The following is a 25,819-nucleotide window of genomic DNA, read 5'->3' as shown; positions in this document are numbered from 1 at the left end:
CCTATAAATTATAGGAATCAAGCCTCAGTAGCATAAATTAAATTACTATTTGTCTAACTTTTCTATTGCACTTCAGGTTGGGACGTTGTCCTGACCGCTTTTTAATTTTTGGCATAAAAAAAGCTAGTTACGTATGAACGCAACCAGCAGAATAGAAGTATGTGTACGGCTTCAACGGTGTTAATAATGGCTAAATGTCAATTAACTCCTCCAACGATTGAAATGCCGTGGCAGGTCTTAACCTGAATATGTACTGTTATTATAACCTATGTTCTCGCGACTGTAAACACTTACCCTAAAGGTTTGGTTAAATTAATAAGGTTAGTAAAACGAGTAACGTGACGAGGGACGGCATTCCCTGGAGCCAAAAAATTTCTTTCTTGACGGTCAAGCTACCGAAGAGGGCGACGACCACAATGAAGATTAGAAAAATTGCGGTTGCGATGAGTTGTGAGCGGCCATTGAGAACCCACTGGCTGACCAGCAAGCTCACACCGACCATGCCGTTATAGATGCCTTGATTGGCTAAGGCCTTTTGGGCAGGGACTTGGCGGACAAATTCGAGTGGCATGCCGAATGCCTTAGATTGGGTCTCCGGACGCCCCCACATCTCTAAAGCCATGATGGCCAGGTGTTCAAGCCCAACGACGTAGATTAGACAAGTGAGTATGATATCCATAAGTGATTCCTTCTTTCCAAAGTAAGTTCATGTTAGAATAACAAGTTGTTAGGGGTCACCAATAAAACCAAAAAAGGTTGGGACTTTAAGCTAGTTTTTAGTTTGATGTGTAGAATAGTATTGTAAGCGTTAAGTTAACGGGGAAGAGCGGAAAGAGATCGGATTAATCTGCGGCATATCAGGCTTGATGACTAATTGAATGGAGGAATTATCTATGAGACTCCTAGATTTAAGTGGACAACAATTCGGCAGACTGACGGTTATTCGTCGTGACGGAACCGCAAAGAACGGCAACGCCACCTGGCTGTGTAAATGTAGCTGTGGCCGGCTGGTAACGGTTGATAGTTACCGCCTGCGCCATGGCATCACGGTCAGTTGCGGTTGCTACCGCCGCGACATCAGCAAGGCACGGTTGACTCAGGATCCCCGGACGCGTAAGCAAATCGGGAATGCCACCAACCTGCCACTGGTTAATGGCTCTAACGTTGCGGCCTTAACGAAGATTAGTTCCCGCAACATTTCGGGGGTTATCGGGGTTAGCTTCGACAAACGCTCCGGTAAGTGGGCTGCACGTTTATTTTACCACGGCCGTTACGTCTTGAATCAAACTTTTAGTGACTTTGACGATGCGGTGGCTGCCCGGCGGCGTGCAGAGCAACAATTAGTGAAAAATAACCAAGTTCAACTGGCGGAAACTGTCGAGGGTTAAAGACAGTGCTGAGTTGAGACGAATCCAAGTCATCTTTAGTTAGATGGCTTTTTTTGCGTTCGATGGGGAGTGCTTGACGTAGACGACGCGGGCCGATATGCTAAATCAAGAGATTAAATGAGAGAGGCGTGATGAGATGGAGTATCGAGAAGAAGCAGATACCATTGGCACGGTGAGGGTTCCCGCGACGGCATTGTGGGGGCCTCAGACGGAGCGCAGTCGTCATAACTTTACAACGGGACCGCTGATGCCCTTGTCAGTCATCCGCGCTCTCCTGCGGATTAAACGGGCTGCTGCGGTGGCTAATCGTGACCTGGGCGAGATTCAAGAACAGAAAGCCCAGTTGATTATCCAGGCGGTCGACACTTTATCGGCTTTGGATGATGCCAAACTGCAGCAGGACTTTCCCCTTCATATTTACCAGACAGGGTCGGGCACGCAGACCAATATGAACGTCAATGAGGTTATCGCGCATCAAACGCAACGCCTCGATGTGACCAGTGGGGTTCTGGCAAATGATGATGTCAATCACAGTCAGAGTTCAAACGATACCTTTCCTACGGCGATGACGATTACGGCCGCGGTGGCGGTTCGCGACCTGCTGACGGTGGTGGATCGGTTGATCGCCGAATTTCAAAAGAAGGAAACGGCCTACCAACATGTGGTCAAAGTTGGTCGGACCCATCTCCAAGACGCGACACCGCTGACCTTTGGACAGGAAATTAGCGGGTGGGTCAGCATGTTGACCCATGACCGCGACTACCTGAAGACCTTGGCACCAACACTGCTGGAATTACCAATTGGGGGAACCGCTGTCGGAACGGGATTGAACACCGCTCCGGGATTTGCGACCGCTGTCGCGACCCAACTCGCTTCTGATTATGATCTGGCATTTACCGCCAAAACCAATAAGTTCTTTGGCTTGGCCGCCCATTCCGGGTTGACAGTTGTGCATGGTGCGCTGACTACGCTGGCTAGTGATCTCATGAAGATTGCCAATGACATTCGTTTCCTGGCTAGTGGACCGCGGGCCGGTTACGGTGAGTTGAACATTCCAGCTAACGAGCCGGGTTCTTCGATCATGCCCGGGAAGGTTAATCCGACGCAGGCAGAAGCCCTCACAATGGCGGCAACCCGGGTGATGGGCAACGATGTCACCATGACCGTTGCGTCGTCTCAGGGGAATTTCGAGATGAACGTGTACAAACCCATCTTGATTGCGACCTTCTTAGAGTCGACAGATATTCTGGCGGGAACGGTGACTGGATTTACCACGAAGCTTGTTCAGGGACTGACCGTTAATGCCGATCGGATGGCCGAATTGGTAGACCGGTCACTGATGCTAGTCACGGCCTTATCGCCCCACATCGGGTACCATGCCAGTGCGGCGATTGCCCAGGAGGCCGAACGCTCCGGGAAAATATTGCGTGAGGTTGCCTTGCAATCGGGGAAAGTGACGGCCGACCAGTTTACAGCTTGGGTTGATCCGTTGAAGATGACCAATGTGGATCGGCAAGATTAATGAAATGAAGTGAGGCCTTGAGTGATGACACCTGTCACTTGGGGCCTTTTAGGTGTGTCGCGGGGCGTTTACTACGTTAGCATTCCGTATAATTTAGGAAACCGAGAAAATTTTCAATTAAAACGTGACTTTTGAGGAAGGTCGTTCGTTTACTAGGCAGAGGGAGGGGGAGACATGAGGTTGGACCAATATGAGGCGTTTCTGGTGGAACTGTCCACGGAACTCCAGCGATACCTGGTGAGTCGGGGAGCGCGGCCAGAAACGGCGGCGGATATTTGCCAGGATGTGTTCGTGAAGGCTCTTGAAATGGACCTGGCGTTGCCGCCAGATAAGCTACGCGGTTATCTGTATCGCGTGGCCTGGTCGACCTATCTGGATCACTATCGTCGTGAGCGACGGTATCGAGAATTGGTGGCGCAGTACCTGATACCGGATCGGCGGGAACAGGTTAACCAACAGACTACGGGGCAATTAACATTTCCCTTTCAGAAGCTACGACCAAAGGAATGCGACCTCTTGATCCTCCGTTACGATCAGGGACTATCAATCAAGGAGATTGCGGCACGACTAGGTCGCCGTCCGGGAGCAGTGAAGATGCGATTGCGGCGGGTTCATCAGAAATTAAAAAGATTAATGGGGAGTGAGTGGCATGAATGATGCACAGAAGTTTCAGCGTTTAGCAAAATGGCGTCGGGTGAAGCGAATTGGCTTGATGATTGTGATTGCCGTGGGGGTCTTAATGGTGGCGACACCACTTGCCTACAAGTTGACACAATCGAAGGCCGCCAAAGAATCAAACCAGATATCGGCGATTCTTGAGGCTACGAATACCATGATGTCGCCGAACATTCACGTCAGCGACCGCGTTTTGTCGAATACAACAATCTTTGGCGGAACGGTAATGAGTCATCGATATAAGTCGATTGAGGGCCAGCGAATCCCTTGGTCAACCAGCCAGGGGGACTATTCTTGGCTACCAGGAGCCAGTGGGATGAGCGATGGCACTATTGACGAGACGGAGACAAAACAGGGGATGGTTAGTTTTGACCGAGAAACACAACGGCGCATTCCAGAATTCTTCAATCTGGCGGTGAAGAAACCTAATCTCAAGCCGACACAAGAACTAAAACAGGTGTCGCAGGCTAAGGGTGCCGTGGCCGAAGTCGCCATTACCTTTAACCGGCCAATGACGTCTCAACAGATCTTGTCCAAGTTGCCAAACAAGCTTCATGCGACCTGGTATTGGGCCGGGGTCACCGGCAAGATGGATCCGACTAGTTTTCAAAATCATCTCGTGGGTCTGAACGCCGAGATACCACAGGGCACAACCACACCTAAGTTGACGGCGGATGATTATCGCGAGTTCAAGTCAGCGGTGAAGAAGGTCGGCCAACTGGGACTCGATTGGCGCTACAATGGGGTGAGTGTGACTAAGGGAAGTCGGACGTACATTCGGCAGAATCCACAATTGAGTACGGCCAAGTTCAGTGGGATTATTGTGACTGGCCGAACGGAGGACTTTAAGGCACTCAACCAGGCGACCTGGATTGCCGCGAGTTCTCTTGGCTACAGTGCCCCACGGGATCCGGTTCAACTTAACCAATAACAAGCACTAAAAAACGACGTGAAGTTTTCTGACTTCACGTCGTTTTACGATCTATTTTTAAAGGCTCAACGACCCACACGAGGGGTCCAACGCCGCCAGTCGGTGAGGACATAGGTGGCGCCAGTCGCAATCAATCCGGCCAACAAAACAATTCCGAGACGATTCAAGACGTGTGACCAGCTGGTTGTGGTGGTTCCGGTAGCCTGTTTGATCGCGGACCAACGTAGTGGAATCGTTGCTGCCCGCGTGATTGCCGAGTGAGAAACCGGAGCTAAACGGTAGGAGTCGGTGGCAATGGTTGACTCGGAGGCCACTAACTTGGGCCGCTCGATTGGGAGATTATCATTGACTGGCAGTCGGTCGGCATGACCGATCACCGGCGAAGCCAGAATGAGTAACCCCAAGCAGCCAACTACAGCAACGATACCAGTGCGCCAGAATTTTTTCATAAAATCACCCTCCAGTCAAATCTGGGAACTCTTCTTTACTGGCAACGACCATAACTTACCACCTTTAGTGGGGAGGGGGTCGATCGTGATCCTTATTAGTTAGGTGGGTAGCCAGACCGGATTTGGACGAAAAAAAGAACGACCGAGCATGTCGGTCGTTCTGTGAGTTAAGGGTTAGTTTAAGGTGATGTAGTAGCTTGGTGCCCAGTAGGCTTGGCTGAAGACGCCAATCCCGTCATTTTCGTTTTGGGCGGCGACGTATTGGCCGTTGCCCAAGGAAATGCCATCATGGTAAGGAGCACTTTCGGAACCCCAGAACAGGATGGCACCGGCTGGCGCGTTAGCTACGTCGTAATGATGGGTTCCCAGGGTCGTTTGTTGGTAAGTGGTTCGGGTGCTCAGGCCAAAGGCGTATTGAACCAGACCTGAACAATCAAAACCAGATAAACTGCTACCGCCGTAGACGTAAGGCACGCCACTGTTGGCAACCGATAAGGCCTTGGCCACAGCGCCAGAGGCGTTACTGGTGGTTGCCGTATTTGTCGCTTGACTATTCGTGTGGCTGTAGCTCGTATTCGTGGCTGTTGCGGTTGTCGTTGGGGCCGTTTGGGTCGTTTGCGTTGCCTGGGTTTGTGGTGTTGAGGCCGTCATGTGGGCCGAAGCCGTTTGCGTGCCGGCAAGTAACATGGCCGCTGCCCCTAAGGTACCGATTAAGACTTTTACAGTTGTGGTATTGATAATGCTCACTCCGCTTTTTTTAGAATTTGTCATCGCAATTAACTAACGATAAGGTCAGTATACCCCGTGAATTTTGCGAAGGGGTTGCGTCGAGATGACAAATGAAGACAGTTCGATTACCAATATGACGGCAGTGACAAACTAATAACGTACTCAGCCATTAGAATGAAAAAAGCATGAGTCACCAAACGACACTCATGCTTTAGCTTGTATTTGGATTAACGGTGAAACAAGTGAACTAGTCGGTGGATAGGTGACTGGATCGCTTACCCGTGACGTGGTCCAAGGACATTTCGTAAACGGCAAAGTTTCCTTTTTCAGAGGCAATATATTCGCGACCGCCCTTTAATAAGCCGGGGGCGTATTTCTCGGAAGTCATTTCCATCGCGTGTTGCATGGTCTTGGGGTCGGTAACCAAGGTTGCCGTTCCGAACGCGATCACACTGGTGTAGTACATGGTGTAGGAGGTAGATTGGACGGAGTGGCTCCCAACCACGGATAAGGAAACCTTCTGGTGGTGCGTCAACAGGTCGTTCTTGAGGCCCGTTGTGGCGCCATGAAAGTAGATCTTCTCGCCGTCATAGACGTAGCTAATCGGGACGGAGTAAGGGTAGTCTTCACCCCATAAAGCTAGAGTCCCATAATCGGTATCCTGTAAAATTTGGGCAGTATCGGCAGCTGAAAGTTGTTGTTTAGCTAAACGCATGTCACGAAACATAGGCGATTCCTCCAAGATCATTAATTGTCAGCGAACGGTTATGCTGAGGGGTCGTTAACAACTATCAGTATAGCACTTTTGTTGTAATTGCAACATAGATCGTGTCCAATTTTTCCATCAAGGCAAGCATTTGTTCGGTAGCCATTGTGGTTTCATTCAAGGAAAATGGAGAGGTTGCCTGACCCACACTAGCAACAGTGGGGAGGTGAACTCGCATGTTTCAAAATGTTTTTGCGCCACTGGTTGTTGGCCTCCTCGTCGCCTTGTTTACGGACTGGTTAGACCGCAGGCGTCACAGGTAGTTTTAGGCGACTGCTAACCCACCCGTTTAGAAACCTGAACGCATAAAAAAGGCTCTGACTACTCCAATAGTCAGGGCCTTTGGTGAACTCATCGTTCCAAAATGTTTTTGCAAATTCAGTATAACAGAGAACGGTGTGAAAGGGTGAGAAACGCTCGAAAAATTTACCGGATGCCACTCGAGACCATAACATCATAACGGTGCAACAATTGTGCGGCACTTTATAAAAGTCTTTTAGTACAAACTCTGAATATAAGCAAGACTGTCTTTTTTATTTTCAGGTGACACATATTCATAGCCTGTTAGAGTGTCAATATAAGCTTGGGTTGGTGTGTAAGAATCAATCGTTAAGAAAAAGACTTGTTTTCCATTGTTGATAGTCAAGTCAGAGAGGCCGAGGTCGCCATTAAGATCCCGATGCTGGATAACGTGCCCAATCGTAAATGTGACTCGGTAAAGATGAGATTTTCCGGATTTAACTTTTTTAGTTGTGACACCTTTAATTGGTTTAGCGAGATAATAAGTTATCTTTGAATGACTTCTTTTGAACTTCTTAATTTTAACGTAGCGCGTAGGCTTGTATTTGGAACCTTTAGTGTGATAAATAAGTTGACTATCAGATGTGATTGAGATAAATGGTAAGGAGAGTGTGCCCGGCATAATCATGTGACTGGCTTTAACAGATAGAGCTGGGAAGCTTGCTAAAGAGTCGTGAGAGAATGCAGTTTCCCTCGTGTAAGGATAGTTAGCAACCCCATTGTTTTTGTTTACAGGATGACTACCTTGGGAGTTACCGAGGACTTTGAAAACCTTTTTTTGATTTTTAATGCTTAGAGTCATGTTACTGAGATTAAGAAGGTTTCCCTTACCATCGCTAAGTCCCGTTACGACAGCACCTTTTGGTAATGTCATACTCTTTCGTTTGTAGTCATTAGTGATCTTTAAGGGCTTCTGTAACTTGTACGTCTGATATAAGTTATATTGCGCTATTGATGGATATACAGGATCTGAAGAGGTTACGCTTGTTATTAATTCAACGTTTAATTTAAATAAGTTATTGATATTAACCTTGTTTAGTTCGGTATTTATCTTTTTTTGGTAATCGGCTGACGCGTTAGTAACGCTAAAACTTCCCACCACAACACCTAGTAACATGAGTAGTAGGGCACTTTTTCTTTTAATTTTGAACAATCTAAATTCCTCCTAAATAACGTTTTCCCCTGAAACTTCCTACACGGTTATTATATCGTTATCAGGGACATGTTGGAAGTTGCTATATCTAGATCGATAATAGTCGCGTATTAAAAAAGTTTTCTGTCAACCGTGTATTAAGGACTGTCCCGTATCCTGTCGTCTAAAAAATGGAATAAATATTAATCAATATAAAAGCAAAAGAAAACCCGTCATAACGGCATTTACATCAGCCGATTATAACGGGAATAAAGTCATTTTATGGAGCCGGCGGGGATCGAACCCGCGTCCTAGCATATTGCCACCTCAACGTCTACACGCATAGGCAGACTATTTAAAGTTTCGCTGAGCAACTTGCCGTCTGTCAGGGCCCTCATGCTCAGCTAACCTGATTTTTCTCTTCTAACGTACTTCAGGTGGGAGTCGTTAGCGTAAGCCCGTTAAATTTAGGACCCAGATCTAGACCGCGGGCAAGCCTAGGAGGATCTACGTTAAGCGCCTATTAAGCAGCTAAAGCGTAAGAATTGTTATTATTTTTTGCAGTTATAATAAACTGGACCTTTTAACGTAGATGCCGCTACGGCGCGCAGCTCAGGTTCAACCTATACCAGTCGAATCCAGAACGGCCCCATGACAATACTGTTCTAGTCTACCATAATGTTGGGGCGCTGCAAACAATTTAACTTGTCGGGGGCGAATTTAAGGAAAATTTCCATCTCGCGGTATAGTATAATAGGTAGTTAAGGAACCACATGGCTAAGGGACTGCCGGTAAAAGTTACAGAATCTTCATTATTCTGTCATGACGCCTTCTGATTCTCCTGTTAATTTCAGGACACTATGGCGCACCAACCTTTTACCGGCCCCGAATTTAGTAGCCCTAACTTTGGAGGTCACAATGAAGTTATTAATGATTGAAGATAACCATTCGGTATCACAGATGATGTCGATGTTTTTTAAAAAGGAACAATGGGATGCGGAGTTTGCCTACGACGGCAATGAAGCCGTGAAACTCTTCGCCGCTTCCCCCAACGACTGGGATATGGTCACTTTAGACCTGAACCTTCCCGGACTAGATGGGATGCAGGTCAGTGCAGAGATTCGAAAATTGTCGCCAACTGTCCCAATTATTATGCTGACGGCGCGTGATTCAGAGAGTGACCAGGTCTTGGGCCTCGAGATGGGGGCAGATGACTATGTTACCAAGCCCTTCAGTCCCATTACCTTAATTGCACGAATCAAGGCCCTGCACCGGCGGGCGGAGCTTGGAACCACGACTAAGACGGCGGCCAGCGAGTCATTAGATGACACTGAATCCTTTGACGTGGTGACAGAAAACTTTAAGTTGAACACCAAAACCCGTGAAGCCTACCTTAATGACAAGCAAATTCACGATCTGACTCCCAAGGAATTCGACCTGTTGAAGACCTTGGCTCAGAAGCCCCGGCAAGTCTTCTCCCGTGAGCAGCTCTTACAGTTGGTTTGGGATTACGAATATTACGGGGATGAACGGACTGTGGATGCTCACATTAAGAAACTCCGGCAAAAGATTGAAAAGGTTGGCCCTCAGATTATCCAAACTGTTTGGGGGGTGGGTTATAAATTTGATGATAGTGGAGCCGATCAGCGATGAAGTTAATGTATCAACAAATGCTAGGGTTCTTTGCGGCCATCATGATTATTTTAATTATCATGGGGGTCTCGTATTCGCAGATGACCCGGCACATGGTCTACAGCAATACCTGGAATTCTCTCGAGAAGTATTCCAACAGTCTGATCGAGCAGTCTTTGCGGATTAATTCCGAGGACAGTCACGACGTGGACTTCGATACGGAGTCCTTGGAAAGTAGCGAACAACTACTGCAAAACCAGGCGGTGAGCACCACCATTTACAGTGCCAGCAACAAGGTGGTTTTCCCGGCTAACGTCTACCAACAGGCGATCAACCAGTCGGATTGGAAGAAGCTCAAACAAAATAAAATCATTCACAAAGTTGTCGACAAGCGGGTACGAACTAAGAACGGTCGAATCAGTCCTGCGATGACCGAAGTCATGAAACCCTACTTTTATAATCATCGGTTAGTGGCGGTTGTTGTGATGGGGGCCTTCGTGTCTGATATCAATACCAGCGTCAATCAGATTAACCGTAACCTGATTCGAGCCCTCCTGGTGTCAATTGTCGTGGCGATCGTGGCGAGTTATCTCTTGGCTCGTTATTACACATCGCGGATTAATCAACTGCGAAAAGCCACCAATCAAGTTGCTAAAGGAAACTATGATGTCGAGATGGCCAGCCGTAACCGTGATGAAATTGATGACCTGATTAACGATTTCAACGGCATGACGCAATCGTTAAAAGACTCACAAGAAGAGATTCAACGACAGGAACAGCGCCGGCGAGAATTCATGGCCAACGCCTCTCATGAAATGCGGACGCCGTTAACCACCATCAACGGGCTCCTTGAAGGCCTGGCATACAATGCCATCCCTGAGGAGAGTAAGGAAGAAAGTATTGACCTGATGCGGAGTGAAACCAGTCGGCTAATCCGGTTAGTTAACGAAAACCTGGATTACGAGAAGATTCGGTCCAATCAGATTTCACTCAATCTCCATGAGTTCAATGCCGTCGATGCCCTCCACAATATTGTGGAGCAGTTGAAGCAGAAGGCCGATGACAGTGGAGACCAACTGGAATTACAGGCGCCTCAGGAGATCCCGGTTTACGCTGACTACGACCGCTTTGTGCAGATTATGTTTAACATCACACAAAACGCTATTCAGTTTACCCAGCAGGGGACCATCACCATTTCCGCTCAGCGCGGTTACGAGGAGACCATCGTGAAAGTTGCCGATACGGGGATGGGGATGTCCGATGAGCAACTCCAGAACATTTGGGAGCGGTATTACAAGGCTGATCCTTCCCGGAAGAATACCAAGTATGGGGAATCTGGCTTAGGACTCTCAATTGTTCACCAGCTAGTTCAGTTGCATCATGGTAAGATTAGTGTGACGAGTAAGGAACACCATGGGACCACGTTTACTGTGATCTTCCCAGACCAACACCAGACAAACTCACAAAGAGCTAAGACAAATTCGTAAATTGCCCGGTGCTCGGGGTGTTCCCGTGATACAATGAGAAGAATCATTAAGGAGGAAACTTTTGAAGCAAGTACAAATTACAGGGAAGTCTGTCCGTAAGTTCGAGGATGGCTATCCAATCGTGTCCGTGACCGATTTAGAAAACAAGAATGATTTTGAAAATGGGGCCTGGGTCCAATTAGAGAACCATGGCCATTTCGTTGCTACCGCTTATTTTGCCAAACAACCCCGAGGGATTGGGTATGTCCTGAGCCTACGGGAAAATGAAAGTATCGATGATCGTTTCTTCGCCACCAAGTTCAGAGCCGCTGCGGCTCGGCGTTCAGCTATCACTGGCAGTTCCGCTTACCGTTTATTCAACGGAACCGGTGATGGCTTGGGTGGCTTGGTTGTCGACGTGTATGACGGCACCTACGTCTTCCGTTGGCAGAACACGGCCTTGAAGCAACAGGCCAAGTTAATTTACGCTGGTTTTGCCCGTGCTATCGGGAAGAACCAAACGATTGTGGCGACCACGCCAGACCAAGAACATGGACAACTTATCCAGGGTGATCTGGGCAAGCAACCGCTGACGGTGATGGAAAATGACGTGGCTTATCCTGTCGATTTGTTAGCAGGACGCCAGCAACTTGCCTTGGAATTCCGCGACATTCGGGCCTGGGCTAAGGAAAACAGTCAACAACATCGGATCTTGAATCTCTTCAGTGCCGAGACCGGAATTGTGACCGCAGCCATGATTGGCGGGGCCATCGAAGCCGTTACAGTTGACCCAACGAACCGGGCGACGACAGCCTTACAAGCGCAATTAGCGGCCAACAACCTGGACCAAGCGGCCGTTGAGATGCGGACGATGGATGTTGCCAACTACTTGGACTATGCGATCAAGCATGACCTGAGTTTTGACACCATCTTCATCAATCCACCAGCCTTTATTCGGGGTAAGAAGCGGACCTTCACCTTGGAACAAGACCTACAAGACTTGCTCGAACAGGCCCTCAAGGTAGCGCACACCGGGACACAAGTTGTCTTGACCACGACGACGCCAATGTATGGCATGAAGCGTCTCAAGGAGACGGTTGGGGATGCTTTGCAAAATTATACCGGTCATGTAAGTGTTTCCAATAATTACCTCTCACCAGTTGATTTCCAAACGAATCAGGCTGACCGTCACAGCGAATCCTTAAAGGGCTTACTGTTGACCGTTAACTAATGAAAGCTCAATGAAAACGATGTAAAAGATCCTGATTGGTAAGATAGACCACTTGCCATTCGGGATTTTTTTAGAGAGTTTGAGTTTACAATTCGAATCGAAACTATTAAACTTACTAATGCTAATTGAGAAGGCTTACAATTATACAGGACTAAGTTGAAACGAGAGTTGAGGTTTACAAAATGAATATCTATATTTTAATGGCTTTAATCCCCGCGGTCTGCTGGGGAAGCATTGGATTAATCAGTGGTCGCCTAGGTGGAACGTCATACCAACAAACGTTAGGGATGACGGTCGGGGCGGTAATCTTTAGTCTTTTTGCCCTATTCTACTTCCACAGTCACTTAACTGGTATGGCGTTGTTGGTCGGGATCGTTTCAGGTCTCTGCTGGGCTGTTGGTCAATTTGAACAATTTCAATCCATGAAGTTCATCGGAATTTCACGGACGGTGCCGATTTCTACCGGGTTACAACTGGCTGGGACGGCGTTGGCTGGGGTTGTGCTGTTCGGTGAATGGAATACGACGCGGATGATCACCTTAGGGACGATTGCCGTGATCATTCTGATTGCCGGCGCTGTCTTAACGTCATTGCGGGATCCAAACGCCAAGGTGGCGGTTGGTGACAAGCAAATCCAGGCAGGTAAGGGGACCGTCGCCCTCGTGATTTCAACGGTGGGTTACATTCTCTACACGGTTATCGTGAAGTTCTCTGGCCTTAAGGCCCAAACGATTCTGTTCCCACAATCACTGGGAATGGTCTTGGGAGCCTTGATCTTCGTGATTTTCTCCCGTCAGCAAGTCTGGCACAAGGCCACAGCCAAGAATATCTTGACTGGGGTTGTCTGGGGAATCGGGAACTTCTTTATGTTCATGGCGATTCCACGGGTCGGCTTGGCCATCAGTTACTCTCTGGCACAATGTGGGATTGTCATCTCCACGTTCGGGAGTATCTGGTTACTGGGTGAAAAGAAGACGGGTCGTGAGATGGTTTACATCACGATCGGCTCACTTCTGGTCGTTGCCGGTGGGGTAACGTTAGGAATTATGAAATAGTTATTTAGCGGGATTGACCGGGAACGGCCAGTCCCGTTTTAAATTTAAAATTGGACTAGCCCATTTACATTTTAACAGGATGCGTTATAATTAACTCGTCAATAACAATAAAAGTGAGGTTATCTAAATATGGCACATATCGCCTTTGATCGTTCCAAACTTGAACCATTTGTTCACGACAATGAACTCGGAGAAATGCAAGCGCTTGTGACGGCTGCAGATGCCGAATTACGTCAGGGTACCGGTGCCGGTAGCGACTTCCGCGACTGGTTAACGTTGCCTACGGGCTTTGATCGGGATGAGTTTGCCCGGATTCAAGCCGCTGCTAAGAAGATTCAGTCGGACTCCGAAGTCCTCGTTGTCATTGGTATCGGGGGATCTTACCTCGGTGCTAAGATGGCCGTTGATTTCTTAAACGACACCTTCTTCAACTACTTGCCAGCCGACAAACGTCAGGCACCACAAGTGTTCTTTGCCGGGAATTCCATTAGCCCCGACTATGTGCATGACCTGATCAACTTGATTGGCGACCGTGACTTCTCTGTTAACGTCATTTCGAAGTCCGGGACCACGACGGAACCTTCTATCGCCTTCCGTCTCTTCAAGGAAATGTTAGTGAAGAAGTATGGTGAAGATGGTGCCAAGAGCCGGATTTACGCCACGACTGATAAAGCCCGTGGGGCCCTTAAGACCGAAGCCGATGCGGCTGGTTACGAAACCTTCGTCATTCCTGATGGCGTCGGTGGTCGTTACTCCGTCTTGACTGCCGTTGGGTTATTGCCAATCGCCGCTTCTGGCGCTGACATTGACCAATTGATGAAGGGGGCCGCTGCCGCTCAGAAGGATTACACCAATCCAGATCTGAACGAAAACGAAGCCTACCAATATGCCGCATTGCGGAACATCCTTTACCGGAAGGGTTACACCACTGAATTGCTGGAAAACTACGAGCCACGTCTGCAATACTTCGCAGAATGGTGGAAGCAATTAACTGGTGAATCCGAAGGGAAAGACCAGAAGGGGATTTACCCATCCTCAGCTAACTTCAGTACCGACTTACACTCCTTGGGTCAATACATCCAAGAAGGCCAACGTAAGCTGATGGAAACCGTTATTACGGTCGATAAGCCACAACATGACGTGGCGGTACCAACTGCTGACGATGACCTCGATGGCTTGAAGTACTTGGAAGGCAAGCAAATGAGCTTCGTCAACCAAAAGGCCTATGAAGGGGTTGTGTTAGCCCACACCGATGGTGGCGTGCCTAACATGAGTGTTCATATCCCAGATCAGACGCCATTTACCTTGGGTTACCTGATCTACTTCTTCGAAGTTGCGATTGCTATTTCTGGTTACCTGAACGGGATTAACCCATTCAACCAACCAGGGGTTGAAGCCTACAAGACTAACATGTTTGCCTTGTTAGGTAAGCCCGGCTTCGAAAAACTCAGTAAAGAATTAAACGACCGTCTCTAAAAACAAGGTCGATTTGAAACTCCCAATCCGCTAATGACGGGTTGGGAGTTTTTTGTCGGGAAAAGCTATGGTAAAATTAAACGCGGACCTTGTGGTGCCGGTCATCTTAGATTGGCGTTGCCTGGCGAAAATTGGCTGTTGATCAGGACGGTCACGGCATTAACTAAAAAAATAATTTAACGATTAATATATTTATGAGGCGGAGGAGTTAGTCATCATTTCCATGGGAGAGAACAAACAAGCATCACGAAAGAATTACTTGGTCTATACGGCTATCTTTATGGTCCTCACGATTTGCCTGTATGGGATCTTTATTCTGACGGGGAAGTCCTTTATTTGGCAGGGCGACGGGTTAGCGCAACATTATCCAGTCCTGGAAAAGTTCTATACGTGGCTCCATCAGGGCAGCCTCACAGGCTGGTCATGGGATTTAGGACTGGGAGCCGATAAACTCACGACTTTCTCGTATTACGTCCTCGGTGACCCGTTTAGCTACCTCATTGCCCTCTGTCCGAAGGGACATCTGGAGCTGGGGTACAACCTGTTGATTCTGCTTCGGCTCTATGTGAGTGGTCTGGCGTTCATGCTGTTTGCCCAGCACCGGTCGTTCAAGCCAGGGAGTCAGCTATTCGGGACCTTGGCGTACACGTTTACCGGTTACTCGCTGTATGTCAGCATTCGTCATCCCTTCTTCCTGTTACCAATGATTCTCTTCCCACTGTTGGCCTATGGGATCGACCGGGTTTATCGGGAGAAATCCTGGGTGCCACTGGCCATCTTCACTGGCTTGGCGTTAATCAGTAATTTCTACTTTGCCTATATCTTAGCGATTGGTAGCCTGGTCTATGCGATCCTGCGCTACCTGTCGGTGAGACATGACCGTCACCTGAAGGGCTGGCGGACACTGGGCAAACTGGTGGGAGCCGGCATCGTGGGCTTCCTGTTGGCTGGGGTGTTACTGGTACCGTCACTGATTGGGGTATTGCACTCCACACGTGCCACAGCCCAGTTTGCTAACGGTTACTTTGTTTATCCGTTTAGCTACTACTTAAAATTACCGAATGCGATTCTGACCACTGGCAACGCCATGTCATTCTGGGTCAACGTGGGGATGGCCGGGCTAACTTTCCTGGGCGTCATCTATGTTCTGCGGCACTTCCGTCGTTATCTCTGGTTGAATATCGGGATAATTCTCTTGGCGGTGGGGTCACTCTTGCCAGAGGTTTCCGGATTGATGAATGGGATGACAACGCCGTCTGAACGCTGGCTCTTACTGGGCTGCCTGGTCTTTAGCCTGGCACTCATGAACTTTGTCGATCGGCTAGGTGAGTTGACCCGCGGCGATCTGACGACGTTGATCCTTAGCGTGATGGGCTGGTTGGTTGTGATTTGGGCGGCCAATGGCTTCATCTTCAGCAATAGTCGCCATGATTTTGTCACCTATGGTTGGCTCTTGGTGACGCTGGGAGCCCTCTTAATCGGCCACTTCTACCAGTGGACGACTCGCCGTCAGTTGACGGTCTTACTGGGGATCTTGAGTCTAAATATTATTAATAACGGTTATGGGTACTTCAGTCCCAATTCCGGTGGGGCCGGTGCTGGCCTGACACCGCGGGGCGTGGCTACCAAGTATCAGAAAAACTTCTACGATGGGGCCGAATCATACGTGAAGGCCCGCCCTGGATTTGGGCGCACGGCCACCAGCAACTTTTACTACTTTAGTAATGAGGCGCAGACTAATCTGGGGATGAATCTGGGAACCCACGACATCATGTCGTACTTCTCCATTCAAAACAAAGCGGTGGGGGACTTCAGTCAGGAGCTGAGTAACACCCAGTTCAAGATGAACAAACCCATCAACCAGGCGGATAGCCGGACCACGATGAACAACCTACTTGGTGTGCGCTACATTTTCGCTCGGAGTAACCAACGGGGCCAGCAGGCCTTCCCGTATCACTATCAAACGATTGAGACGGCATCCGGTAAGTCGCTGAAATTCAGAGACAAACCGGTTCACCATTTTGGGAATAATTACGATACGATTCTCCTGAAGTCCAAGAATGCTTTGCCACTGGCTTATTTGCAAACGCAGCAACTATCGGCCAAGCAATTTAAACAATTGAATGGAAGCGACCGTGAACAGGCCTTAACCTATGGGGCTTTGGTGAACGGATCGGATGTGACAGGGGTGCCAACGACAACGTATCGGAGCAATCAGCGAACACTCAGCTACCAGACGGTCCCGGACACCACCAGTTCCCTGGACAGTTTGGCAAAGGTTGCCAGTTACCGGCAGGCCGGCAATCAAAATGACCCGGCGGCGATTGCATCCATGCAGGCGACGCTCAATCAAGGAAATCTAGACCGTTCCGTCAGCATTACCACGGACAAGAAGCGTTTGACGACCCTGACCAAGCAGAACCATACGATGATTCAGCGTAATGCTAAAAAGAATCAGCACCAGTTAACCAAGATGGTCAGTGACAATCAAGGGAATCCAGTTAGTTATGATTTGAGGTTTGATCAGCCTGAGCAGACCCGTGGGACAGAGCTTTATCTCGAACTCGATGGGATAAAGGCGCAACGATTCACGGTCAAGGATAAGTATCAAAATGCCCGTAACGACAACATTTATAAGAACCAGATGTTCACGGGAATTCAACGGCTGAATAATTTACGACAATCTCTCTGGAACATGAGCGATGGGGCGTATGTCGTTACGGCCAATACGTTTAGGAACATGAATAGCTTCAGTCAGTTTGGCCAGTCAAACCTGTCGAACTATCAGAAGAAGGATCACGTGTTGCTGAATCTGGGTTATTCCGCCACGAAACGGCAACATGTTCTGCTGACCTTTAGTGGGGTTAAGAGCCTGTCGTTCAAGTCGGCGAAGGTCGTTGCCGTGCCATTCGGTAAGTCCTATGACCAACGGATGCATCGATTACAGCAGCAAGGTCTCCATGGCCTGAAGGTTACGGACAATCGGGTAACGGGAACCGCGCAAGCTACGACGGCCAGTGTCTTAACCACCTCGATTCCTTACACGAAGGGCTGGCACCTGACCGTGGATGGAAAGACGCAACCCACGACACGGGTTAACGTTGGCTTTGTTGGGGCTAAGCTCCCAGCTGGCAAGCATCACGTGACGTTGACTTATCAGACGCCCGGATTAAAGGCGGGACTTTTGGCCACACTAGTTGGCCTGCTGGTCTTGCTAGTTACTGGTGGTTATCGATTGTGGCGCTGGCGACAGTAATTGGGAATAACTTCCTGAAGAATGGGTTGGATTTGTTAGATATTCAATCAAAAAGTGCTGCAAAACCAAGTCGGTTTTGCAGCACTTTTTGGGGTTATTAAGGGGATGTTAGAGCAATGAGTATGGCGCAAAGTGCACGCTAATTTAGACAGTGATTTCAGGACAAACGAAAAGCCCACAAACGCTGATATATCAACGTTCGTGGGCTACAATATCACCCGCACGGGGCTCGAACCCGTAACTCCGCCTTGAGAGGGCGACGTCTTAAACCAGTTTGACCAGCGGGCAATGTCATTTACTAGCAATATCTAATTTACGCTATTCGCTAAAAAATGTCAATCTTTCTCTGCATAAAATTGCATTGAGCTGGGAATTCATACAGTTTAGCGAACTTTTTCGTGGAAATTTGTTGACACTAATAGCCAAACAAGTTACTATTAAATAGTTGTTTCGACAATGGAAACAGGCTTATTGGGTATTAGCCAAATTGGTAAGGCGGCGGACTCTGAATCCGTAATTTACTGGTTCGAGTCCAGTATACCCAATCACTAACAACTCGGTAGTCGTTAGTGTGACGTGAAAACGTTGCGCTGACGGCTTTTTTTTATGTTCTTAACTAACGGATATTTTGATTTGATATCTATTGGCAATCCTGCTACTATTCGGCCAAGATGATTGATGTGTAGATGCAATGGTCTTGATAAAAATCATAGAGGGCGATGACAAACTTGGCTTACAGGATTAGTTCCTTTTATAAGAAGTCGTTCTACGTCTTTATGGCCATTTACTTGTTTGAATTTGGGCTCTCACTTGCTTCATATGCACGGTTAAAGAGTAGGGTCCCTTTGCAACTGAATATGAGCGGTGTGGTTACTCTGACCACTGCCAAGTACGTTGTTTTGCTAGTGCCGCTAGCATGCCTGTTGGTTAACGTTTTATTGAAACCAGAATTTATCGATACGAGGTATGGGGAGGGAAGTCCAACTGGTAACGAGTTGAAAATCGCATTTTTCCTGGGACAGGTGTTATTGGCTGTTAATTCTCTGACTTACTTATACCTTGTGGTTACGACTTTTCTTAAATAATGCTACAAGAAATAGTAGCTTTTTTTTGCAAATAGATGACAAACTACCAGAAATCTCTGGTAACTTGTCATCTTTTTTTCGCATTGTCCTGTGATTCAAGCCATGATTGGAGTCAAACAAAAAATCCACCCACAAGGGATGGATTCATTTCATTAAAGTTTAAAAAGATGGGGTTTGCCGTAGAACCAGCCTTGCCGGAGGTCAACTCCAATGCGATTGGCCATATCGTGTTCGGCTTGGTTCTCAACCCCTTCTAAGATCAGGCGTAGCTTATACTGAGTCGCGATCTTTTGCCAGAAGGCGAGGGCTTCCGGAATTTCATTCTCTCGTTTTTCCTGGCGAAAGTTTTGCATAGCGAATTTGATCTCGCTGGCGTAGGACAGGATGGGTTCGAGATGTTCATAAGTATTCAGCCCCGTGCCAATGTCATCCAGACTCAGCTGGATACCATGTTCATCGAAGTAGTGAACCTGATCGATGATTTGTTGGTGGGAGACCTGCTCATCGGTGACTTCTTCCGTGACCTCTAGGACCAGATTAATGGGATAAATCTGATGCTGGGCATTAATAATTGCCTTAGCAATGGTTGGATCGACGAACTGGCTTTGATTGACATTAAATGAAACAGAGCCGATCTTAAGCATGAGTTTCTTGGCTGTTCGTTGAATCAGATCCGCCTGAACATCGATTGGAATCGAGGCGAAGTCGTGGGGGAGGACCCATTTGTCATCAACCTGTTGGCGGATCAGTAATTCATAGCCAATCAACGAGTTATTCGAGACATCTAATTGTGGCTGCAGAAAATAACGATACATGTTTACAATCCTCCTTACAGGCTGTCTGTTACTATCATACTTTATTTTTAATGGTTTAAGTAGAGAAAATATGTAAAACTTTTCGGGGACTAGCAGTTAACTAGTTACTGAGTGGGTCGTTTATCTTATATAAAGATTTATGGATTTATTAATCATCCTGATTTATGATAGAGGAGTGCTGGAACTTTTCAGCCAAAATCCAGTGATGGTTGTGACTATCACTAATTAAGGAGCGCGTTGAGTATGGCTTGGTCACTGTGGCTAGTTCCCCCAATTGTCACCAGTATCTTCTTCGTTTTGGGTGTCATTACCCTGTACTGGGCTATTTTCAACTGGACAACGTCGCGTGTGAAAGAATCGAATAAACCGATCGATGTCAAAAAGGTGCAAATTGCCGTAGGAACGCTCTGTGCAGTGGGGTCAGTCTTTGCCCTACAACTCCTGGTCCGGGGCAGTCATCTGTCGTGGACCTTTACGACCTTTCAACTACTACTCTTAATCTTTGTTGCTTACTTTCTGCAGCTACGAATTCCATATTGGCTGATTTTCATTGCATCTGTGTGCTTCATGTTCTTAAACGGCAATGTGACGCAGCCGCTCTCATGGGCCTATACGATTCTTTTTGTTCTTTTTTATGTGGTCTCTTACCAACAGAGTGTCCATCTGTGGCGTCGCCCTTTTTTGCGTTATTTGAGCATCGCAGCTATCTTTGCCGCGGCACTTTGGGGCATCGTCTGTCTCCGTTTTCACTTGGACTGGCAGACGTATGCCGAGGAGCTGGGAAACTATATGATTCTAGTCGTCCTGATGTATGGCTACTTCCAGATTCAGGATCGCGATCGGCGAATCAAGGAACGGCTTTTCCAATCAGCCAACTGGGATGCCTTGACTCATGTCCAGAACTTTGCCGCTTATGACCGGGCAGTGGGGCATTACTTCCGGCACAGTGCCAAGCACCAGACGAGTCTGGCCATGATTATGTTTGATATTGATCACTTCAAACAGGTGAATGATACCCACGGCCATCTGGCTGGCGATGAAGTTCTAAAACAAGTTGCTACGCAAGTTACGGCGGTGTTAAAGAAGGATGACCCGAAGGCGGTGCTCTATCGGACGGGTGGGGAAGAATTCAACATCCTCCTGCCAGACTATGATCTGGCAATGAGTTCGGCCGTAGCCCAACGGGTTTTTGATGGCGTGAAAAACTTGGACATTGCCTACAACGAGGTTAATATCCAGGTGACCGTCTCGATCGGTGTGTCCGAACTTCGGGAAGCGGATCATAACCCCTTGGACTTCTACAAACGAGTCGATGCCAACCTGTATCGCTCCAAGAAAAATGGTCGGGAACAGATTACGGTTGAGTAATAAAATTTTTATCAAACCTGAAGGCTCTCCCGTGAAACTTGTCAGAGAATAGTGTAAACTGGCTCCTAGTTATAATGAATGGAGCGATGACGGTGATTCTTTTATTATTAGGACTTCTTCTATTGTTCCCAATCCTACGTCTGGTTTTTGGCCTGGCGGGGTGGGTCTTAGGATTGGTTGGCACCCTGGTGATTGGACTCGTCATTCTCGCGGCCTTTGCTGCCTTGTTTCGGTTTTTCTTAGTGGCAGTATTGGTCGTTGGTGGTGGCGTTTGGGCCGGACGAGCCTTATTTAATTGAGATAATCAAAAAGCTTCGGCAATGCCGAGGCTTTTTTTCAGGTTACTATTCAAATGAGAGTTCCACGAGGTAGGTCTTTTCAGCAGTGACATAGCCGGTGGTAATCCAGACCTCTTGGTAATCTAATTTGGAACTGGTGGTCCGTTCGAAGAAATTAGCGAGGAGATCGCCGTTCTTGGCTAGGAAGTCGTCGTCCATTCGGCTAACCAATAAGTGGTTGGCTGGAAAGTAGATTTCGGGGTCCGAGACCGTTACGGAATCGGGGACACCAATGGCGACAACGTTACTGTTGACCTGTGGAATAAAGGTCACCTTTTGTGGGTGCCGATGAATATAGGTTAAGACATTATAGATTGAATCTGAATTACTCGCCACGGTTCGATTGCTCCCTTCGGTGTCTTCATTGTAACAAATATTTGGGGCTTTACCAGTGTCTAGTTTGTTTCGAAATCCTGTATTGCAAACGGATTTCAGGCGAGTATAATTATCGCATATGTAGTTTACAGAGTTACTCGATTGTCAATTAAAGAAAGAAGGCCAAGATTCAATGATACGACTTGCCCGAAAACATTTGGACTGGTGGGCGGTATTCCTGGCAGTGGCATTCATGGTGGTTCAAGTTATCTGTGATTTGTCATTACCCACGCTGACCTCCGATATTATCGATAAGGGGATTGCCCAAAATGATATCGGTTATATCTGGTCAACCGGTGGACGGATGTTACTATTAAGCTTCATCGGTGTTCTGGGCTCCGCAGGGAACGTTTACTTTGCGGCAACACAGTCTCAGAAGATGGGGCAACGCATCAGATCGTCGATCTTCAAGAAGGTGACGTTCTCCTCAACTGAAGAGTTTGAAACGGTGGGGAATGCGTCCCTGATTACCCGGACGACCAATGACGTGGTCCAGATTCAAAACGTGATGGTCCAAATGCTCCGGATGATGTTAATGGCGCCAATCATGCTGATTGGGGCCGGAGTTCTGGCCTACGTCAAGAGTCCACAACTCACCATGGTCTTCCTGGTGGCACTGCCTGTATTGGCGGTATTTACCGGTGCGATCATGTACTTTGCTGTGCCATTATTCAAGAGTTTGCAAAAGAAAATTGATCGCATTAACTTAACCTTTAGAGAAGGGTTAACGGGGGTTCGGGTTATCCGGGCCTTCAACCAAGATCAATTTGAACAGGACCGTTTCGAAGGGGCTAACCAGGACTACACGAAGACTGGGATTAAGGTCTTCATGATTGTTTCGCTGATGTTCCCAGTGATTACGCTCATTATTAGTGGGACTAATATTGGGATCGTTTGGTTTGGGGGACAATTAATTGCCAACCAATCCATGGCAGTGGGGAACTTAGTGGCGTTCATGACCTATGCCACGCAGATCCTGATTAGCTTCATGATGGTTTCCATGATCTTCGTCTTCGTGCCCCGGGCGCAAGCCTCGGCTGCACGGATTAACGAAGTCATGGACCTGAAGTCTAAGATTAACGATGCCGATCAACCCGTTAGCCTGAAGGACAGCAAGTCGAGCCTTGAGTTCGACCACGTGAACTTCCGTTACAGTGGTGCCGAGGAGCTCGCCCTAAAGGACGTGAACTTCAGTGCCACGGCTGGACAGACGGTTGCCATTATTGGGGGAACTGGGTCGGGTAAATCGACACTGGTTAACCTGATTCCCCGGTTATTTGACCCCGAAAGTGGGCAGATCCGGGTCAATGGAACCGCGTTAACGGCAATTAGTCAACACGATCTCCATGGCATTGTTTCCATTACCCAACAGAAGGCCGTGCTGTTCTCTGGCGATATTCGGGAGAACATGACCTACGGGATGGCAGATGCGACGGATGACCAAATTTGGCATGCCCTGGACGTTGCCCAAGCGAGTGACTTCGTCAAGGAAGAAGGGGGCCTCGAGGCCGTCGTCGAACAAGATGGGGCGAACTTCTCTGGTGGTCAACGGCAACGACTTGTCATTGCCCGGACGATCTTGAAGCGCGCTAGTGTCTACATTTTTGATGACTCCTTCTCCGCGTTGGACTTTAAGACGGACTCCCTGTTACGACAGGAATTACGTAAGGACCAACAGGTTCAAGACGGGGTGACCGTCATTGTGGCTCAACGGGTCTCAACGGTGGCCGATGCCGACCTGATCTTAGTGGTTGACGAAGGTAAGATCGTTGGTCAAGGGACACATGATGAATTGAAAGAAAACAACAAGACTTATCAAGAAATTCTCGAATCACAACTGCGGAAGGGGGATGTTGTCGATGCGTAATGGACGTGGATCGGCCATGAAACAACGGCCACAAAGCTTTTGGAAGACGACGTTCCGCTTATTCCGCTACATGAAACGTTGGCTGGTGGGGATCTTTATTGTCCTGGCCTTTGCCGCGGTAGCGGTTATTCTGCAGATTAAGACCCCTAAGATTTTAGGGAAAGCCACGACTGAGTTATTTAAGGGTGTTCTGAAAGGCCAAGCTGAACTGAAGGCGGGGCTGCCAATTCATGGGTTCCCTGTCGATTTTGGCAAGATTGGTCAAATCTTACTGGTTGTTGGGATTATGTACGGGGCTGCAGCTATCTTTAACGTGATTCAATCCATCATCATGAACTGGATCGCCCAAAAGGTTGTTTACCAACTTCGGAGTGACTTGAAACACAAGATGCAACGCTTGCCAATCAGTTACTACGATACCCATAGCAATGGGGACCTGATGTCACGGATGGCCAACGATATGGATAATATCGGGGGGACCTTACAACAGACCCTTTCACAAATGGTGACAAGTATTCTGACCTTCTTCGGGGTCTTATACATGATGCTGACGATCAGTGGCTGGCTGACTTTAGTGGCCTTGGTTTCCGTGCCATTGAGTTTGGTCGTTGTCATGATTGTGGCGCCTAAGTCACAACGCTTCTTTGCTGGTCAACAAAAGAACTTGGGGCTGTTGAACAATACGGTTGAAGAAACTTATGCCGGCCACACCGTGGTCAAGACGTTCAACCGAGAAAAAGCTACCCAGGAACAATTTGAAGAACACAATAAGAAGTATTATCAATCAGCCTGGAAGGCTCAATTTGTCTCCAGTCTGATCTTCCCATTGATGAACTTCGTCAAAAACTTGGATTACCTGGCTGTTGCCGTTATCGGTGGGATTCAGGTGGCTCATGGTCAAGTGAGTTTGGGGAACGTGCAGGCCTTCCTGCAATACACCAACCAGTTCTCACAACCAATCACGCAGATGGCCAACTTGACTAACACGATTCAAGCCACGATTGCTTCCGCAGAACGGGTCTTTGCCGTGCTGGATGAGGAAGAAATGACTGAACCCGAAACGACGCCTTTACCAACGGCAACGGCTGCTGGTGACAACGTGATCGAATTTGATGATGTGGCCTTCCAATACAACGAAGAAAATCCGTTGATTGCGGACTTCAATCTGAAGGTCAAACCGGGTGAGATGGTGGCTATTGTCGGGCCTACTGGTGCCGGGAAGACCACGATTATCAACCTGTTGGAACGCTTCTACGATGTCAACTCCGGTCAGATCAAGTATCGGGGGCAGAATACGAAGACGGCGCAGCGGTCTGATCTCCGTAAGAATTTTGCCATGGTGCTCCAAGATACCTGGCTCTTTACGGGGTCGATCTTCGATAACATCAAGTATGGTCGTGAGAATGCCACAGACGACGACGTTTACGCCGCGGCTAAGGCTGCTCACGCCGATACCTTTATCCGCCAATTACCGGATGGGTATGACACTGTCTTGAATGAGTCCGCAACGAATATCTCGCAAGGGCAACGTCAATTATTGACGATTGCACGGGCCTTCGTGGCGAATCCAGATGTCTTAATCTTGGATGAAGCGACGAGTTCCGTGGATACGCGGACCGAAATGTTGATTCAACACGCGATGGAACGGCTGTTAGCTGGCCGGACCAGCTTCGTGGTGGCTCACCGACTCTCGACGATTCAAAATGCCGAGAACATTGTGGTCATGAATCATGGACACATCGTTGAAACGGGGAACCATGACAGCCTGTTGGCCGCCAATGGGTTCTACGCCGACCTGTACAACAGTCAATTTACCGGGAATAACCTGGCTTAGTTCGTTTGACTAGAATGAAAGGAGTGAGACAAAAGTCTCACTCCTTTTTTGGGTGCGCCCGGCATGGGCGTTAACTAGGCGGTGAAAGTCCGCTGTGGGCCGTAGTAGTCGGAACCACGAGCCGGAGGC

General features: G+C 48.1%; 22 protein-coding genes, 2 tRNA genes and 1 other RNA gene. 16 read left to right on the top strand and 9 right to left on the bottom strand.

What is annotated here, in order from left to right:
- Positions 1-307: 307 nt before the first annotated feature.
- Positions 308-679: a DUF1304 domain-containing protein gene (locus OCU14_RS09905; protein ID WP_261810900.1), complete on the bottom strand. Its 372-nt coding sequence runs from the start codon at positions 677-679 to the stop codon at positions 308-310.
- Positions 680-893: 214 nt separating this feature from the next.
- Here OCU14_RS09905 and OCU14_RS09900 point away from each other — a divergent pair, with 214 nt between their 5' ends.
- The 4 genes from OCU14_RS09900 to OCU14_RS09885 all read left to right on the top strand — a co-directional run bounded on the left by OCU14_RS09900 (position 894) and on the right by OCU14_RS09885 (position 4,516).
- Positions 894-1,388, top strand: coding sequence for an alcohol dehydrogenase (locus OCU14_RS09900; RefSeq protein ID WP_261810899.1), 495 nt, complete (start codon positions 894-896; stop codon positions 1,386-1,388).
- A gap of 136 nt (positions 1,389-1,524) precedes the next feature.
- On the top strand, positions 1,525-2,910 hold the full coding sequence (locus OCU14_RS09895; protein ID WP_261810898.1) for a class II fumarate hydratase: 1,386 nt from the start codon (positions 1,525-1,527) through the stop codon (positions 2,908-2,910).
- 174 nt (positions 2,911-3,084) lie between these two features.
- Positions 3,085-3,567, top strand: coding sequence for an RNA polymerase sigma factor (locus OCU14_RS09890; RefSeq protein ID WP_261810897.1), 483 nt, complete (start codon positions 3,085-3,087; stop codon positions 3,565-3,567).
- Entirely contained in the window at positions 3,560-4,516 is a 957-nt protein-coding gene (locus tag OCU14_RS09885; protein ID WP_261810896.1) for an anti sigma factor C-terminal domain-containing protein, read from the top strand. The genes OCU14_RS09890 and OCU14_RS09885 overlap by 8 nt, the downstream gene beginning before the upstream one ends.
- A gap of 65 nt (positions 4,517-4,581) precedes the next feature.
- Here OCU14_RS09885 and OCU14_RS09880 read toward each other — a convergent pair whose 3' ends face one another.
- From OCU14_RS09880 to OCU14_RS09870, 3 genes are all read right to left on the bottom strand, one after another.
- The gene (locus OCU14_RS09880; RefSeq protein ID WP_261810895.1) at positions 4,582-4,965 is read right to left on the bottom strand and encodes a hypothetical protein; all 384 of its coding nucleotides are present in this window, start codon (positions 4,963-4,965) and stop codon (positions 4,582-4,584) included.
- A 174-nt stretch (positions 4,966-5,139) separates the two neighbouring features.
- Positions 5,140-5,652 carry a C40 family peptidase gene (locus tag OCU14_RS09875; protein ID WP_261810894.1) on the bottom strand — a complete coding sequence of 171 codons (513 nt, stop codon included), beginning with the start codon at positions 5,650-5,652 and terminating at the stop codon, positions 5,140-5,142.
- A 289-nt stretch (positions 5,653-5,941) separates the two neighbouring features.
- Positions 5,942-6,421 (bottom strand): pyridoxamine 5'-phosphate oxidase family protein, encoded by a 480-nt coding sequence (locus tag OCU14_RS09870; RefSeq protein WP_261810893.1) that lies wholly within the window; start codon positions 6,419-6,421, stop codon positions 5,942-5,944.
- A gap of 215 nt (positions 6,422-6,636) precedes the next feature.
- Between OCU14_RS09870 and OCU14_RS09865 the strand changes: the two genes are divergently transcribed.
- Positions 6,637-6,723, top strand: coding sequence for a type I toxin-antitoxin system Fst family toxin (locus tag OCU14_RS09865; protein WP_261810902.1), 87 nt, complete (start codon positions 6,637-6,639; stop codon positions 6,721-6,723).
- A 233-nt stretch (positions 6,724-6,956) separates the two neighbouring features.
- Here OCU14_RS09865 and OCU14_RS09860 read toward each other — a convergent pair whose 3' ends face one another.
- Together OCU14_RS09860 and ssrA are read right to left on the bottom strand one after the other, a co-directional pair.
- Positions 6,957-7,913, bottom strand: a complete 957-nt coding sequence (locus tag OCU14_RS09860; protein WP_261810892.1) for a hypothetical protein — start codon at positions 7,911-7,913, stop codon at positions 6,957-6,959.
- Positions 7,914-8,172: 259 nt separating this feature from the next.
- Positions 8,173-8,543: a transfer-messenger RNA gene (ssrA, locus tag OCU14_RS09855) on the bottom strand.
- Between the two features lie 267 nt (positions 8,544-8,810).
- On the opposite strand from ssrA, the gene OCU14_RS09850 reads away from it, so the two are divergent.
- From OCU14_RS09850 to OCU14_RS09825, 6 genes are all read left to right on the top strand, one after another.
- Complete coding sequence (locus OCU14_RS09850; protein WP_261810891.1) at positions 8,811-9,545, top strand: response regulator transcription factor; 735 nt, start codon at positions 8,811-8,813, stop codon at positions 9,543-9,545.
- Positions 9,542-11,011: an ATP-binding protein gene (locus OCU14_RS09845; RefSeq protein WP_261810890.1), complete on the top strand. Its 1,470-nt coding sequence runs from the start codon at positions 9,542-9,544 to the stop codon at positions 11,009-11,011. The genes OCU14_RS09850 and OCU14_RS09845 overlap by 4 nt, the downstream gene beginning before the upstream one ends.
- A 61-nt stretch (positions 11,012-11,072) precedes the next feature.
- Positions 11,073-12,221 (top strand): class I SAM-dependent methyltransferase, encoded by a 1,149-nt coding sequence (locus OCU14_RS09840; RefSeq protein ID WP_261810889.1) that lies wholly within the window; start codon positions 11,073-11,075, stop codon positions 12,219-12,221.
- Between the two features lie 188 nt (positions 12,222-12,409).
- Complete coding sequence (locus OCU14_RS09835; protein ID WP_261810901.1) at positions 12,410-13,276, top strand: GRP family sugar transporter; 867 nt, start codon at positions 12,410-12,412, stop codon at positions 13,274-13,276.
- Positions 13,277-13,405: 129 nt separating this feature from the next.
- The gene (locus tag OCU14_RS09830) at positions 13,406-14,752 is read left to right on the top strand and encodes a glucose-6-phosphate isomerase (RefSeq protein ID WP_261810888.1); all 1,347 of its coding nucleotides are present in this window, start codon (positions 13,406-13,408) and stop codon (positions 14,750-14,752) included.
- A gap of 223 nt (positions 14,753-14,975) precedes the next feature.
- A complete protein-coding gene (locus OCU14_RS09825; RefSeq protein ID WP_261810887.1) occupies positions 14,976-18,008 on the top strand; it encodes a YfhO family protein in 3,033 nt (1,010 codons plus the stop codon).
- A gap of 214 nt (positions 18,009-18,222) precedes the next feature.
- Here the strand turns inward: OCU14_RS09825 and OCU14_RS09820 are convergent.
- A tRNA-Glu gene (locus tag OCU14_RS09820) sits at positions 18,223-18,296 on the bottom strand.
- Between the two features lie 184 nt (positions 18,297-18,480).
- Between OCU14_RS09820 and OCU14_RS09815 the strand changes: the two genes are divergently transcribed.
- Positions 18,481-18,553: transfer RNA gene (locus OCU14_RS09815), tRNA-Gln, on the top strand.
- Between the two features lie 692 nt (positions 18,554-19,245).
- Here the strand turns inward: OCU14_RS09815 and OCU14_RS09810 are convergent.
- Positions 19,246-19,908 carry an EAL domain-containing protein gene (locus tag OCU14_RS09810; RefSeq protein ID WP_261810886.1) on the bottom strand — a complete coding sequence of 221 codons (663 nt, stop codon included), beginning with the start codon at positions 19,906-19,908 and terminating at the stop codon, positions 19,246-19,248.
- 243 nt (positions 19,909-20,151) lie between these two features.
- On the opposite strand from OCU14_RS09810, the gene OCU14_RS09805 reads away from it, so the two are divergent.
- Positions 20,152-21,276 carry a diguanylate cyclase gene (locus OCU14_RS09805; RefSeq protein WP_261810885.1) on the top strand — a complete coding sequence of 375 codons (1,125 nt, stop codon included), beginning with the start codon at positions 20,152-20,154 and terminating at the stop codon, positions 21,274-21,276.
- A gap of 92 nt (positions 21,277-21,368) precedes the next feature.
- Positions 21,369-21,575 (top strand): hypothetical protein, encoded by a 207-nt coding sequence (locus OCU14_RS09800; RefSeq protein ID WP_261810884.1) that lies wholly within the window; start codon positions 21,369-21,371, stop codon positions 21,573-21,575.
- Between the two features lie 45 nt (positions 21,576-21,620).
- Here OCU14_RS09800 and OCU14_RS09795 read toward each other — a convergent pair whose 3' ends face one another.
- Positions 21,621-21,950, bottom strand: a complete 330-nt coding sequence (locus tag OCU14_RS09795; protein ID WP_261810883.1) for a hypothetical protein — start codon at positions 21,948-21,950, stop codon at positions 21,621-21,623.
- 172 nt (positions 21,951-22,122) lie between these two features.
- Here OCU14_RS09795 and OCU14_RS09790 point away from each other — a divergent pair, with 172 nt between their 5' ends.
- Together OCU14_RS09790 and OCU14_RS09785 are read left to right on the top strand one after the other, a co-directional pair.
- Positions 22,123-23,856: an ABC transporter ATP-binding protein gene (locus tag OCU14_RS09790; protein WP_261810882.1), complete on the top strand. Its 1,734-nt coding sequence runs from the start codon at positions 22,123-22,125 to the stop codon at positions 23,854-23,856.
- Positions 23,849-25,690, top strand: coding sequence for an ABC transporter ATP-binding protein (locus tag OCU14_RS09785; protein ID WP_261810881.1), 1,842 nt, complete (start codon positions 23,849-23,851; stop codon positions 25,688-25,690). Before OCU14_RS09790 ends, OCU14_RS09785 begins: the two co-directional genes overlap by 8 nt.
- Positions 25,691-25,819 lie beyond the last annotated feature (129 nt).

The sequence above is a fragment of the Levilactobacillus humaensis genome (assembly GCF_024345185.1).
GTDB lineage: Bacteria > Bacillota > Bacilli > Lactobacillales > Lactobacillaceae > Levilactobacillus > Levilactobacillus humaensis.
The sequence above is the reverse complement of the archived record's forward strand: the minus strand, read 5'-3'. Positions and strand labels throughout refer to the sequence as shown.

Excerpts from the sequence above, each read along its gene's own strand:
- OCU14_RS09905 (WP_261810900.1), bottom strand. The coding sequence starts at position 679 with ATGGATATCATACTCACTTGTCTAATCTACGTCGTTGGGCTTGAACAC.
- OCU14_RS09900 (WP_261810899.1), top strand. The coding sequence starts at position 894 with ATGAGACTCCTAGATTTAAGTGGACAACAATTCGGCAGACTGACGGTT.
- OCU14_RS09895 (WP_261810898.1), top strand. The coding sequence starts at position 1,525 with ATGGAGTATCGAGAAGAAGCAGATACCATTGGCACGGTGAGGGTTCCC.
- OCU14_RS09890 (WP_261810897.1), top strand. The coding sequence starts at position 3,085 with ATGAGGTTGGACCAATATGAGGCGTTTCTGGTGGAACTGTCCACGGAA.
- OCU14_RS09885 (WP_261810896.1), top strand. The coding sequence starts at position 3,560 with ATGAATGATGCACAGAAGTTTCAGCGTTTAGCAAAATGGCGTCGGGTG.
- OCU14_RS09880 (WP_261810895.1), bottom strand. The coding sequence starts at position 4,965 with ATGAAAAAATTCTGGCGCACTGGTATCGTTGCTGTAGTTGGCTGCTTG.
- OCU14_RS09875 (WP_261810894.1), bottom strand. The coding sequence starts at position 5,652 with ATGTTACTTGCCGGCACGCAAACGGCTTCGGCCCACATGACGGCCTCA.
- OCU14_RS09870 (WP_261810893.1), bottom strand. The coding sequence starts at position 6,421 with ATGTTTCGTGACATGCGTTTAGCTAAACAACAACTTTCAGCTGCCGAT.
- OCU14_RS09865 (WP_261810902.1), top strand. The coding sequence starts at position 6,637 with ATGTTTCAAAATGTTTTTGCGCCACTGGTTGTTGGCCTCCTCGTCGCC.
- OCU14_RS09850 (WP_261810891.1), top strand. The coding sequence starts at position 8,811 with ATGAAGTTATTAATGATTGAAGATAACCATTCGGTATCACAGATGATG.
- OCU14_RS09845 (WP_261810890.1), top strand. The coding sequence starts at position 9,542 with ATGAAGTTAATGTATCAACAAATGCTAGGGTTCTTTGCGGCCATCATG.
- OCU14_RS09830 (WP_261810888.1), top strand. The coding sequence starts at position 13,406 with ATGGCACATATCGCCTTTGATCGTTCCAAACTTGAACCATTTGTTCAC.
- OCU14_RS09825 (WP_261810887.1), top strand. The coding sequence starts at position 14,976 with ATGGGAGAGAACAAACAAGCATCACGAAAGAATTACTTGGTCTATACG.
- OCU14_RS09810 (WP_261810886.1), bottom strand. The coding sequence starts at position 19,908 with ATGTATCGTTATTTTCTGCAGCCACAATTAGATGTCTCGAATAACTCG.
- OCU14_RS09805 (WP_261810885.1), top strand. The coding sequence starts at position 20,152 with ATGGCTTGGTCACTGTGGCTAGTTCCCCCAATTGTCACCAGTATCTTC.
- OCU14_RS09790 (WP_261810882.1), top strand. The coding sequence starts at position 22,123 with ATGATACGACTTGCCCGAAAACATTTGGACTGGTGGGCGGTATTCCTG.
- OCU14_RS09785 (WP_261810881.1), top strand. The coding sequence starts at position 23,849 with ATGCGTAATGGACGTGGATCGGCCATGAAACAACGGCCACAAAGCTTT.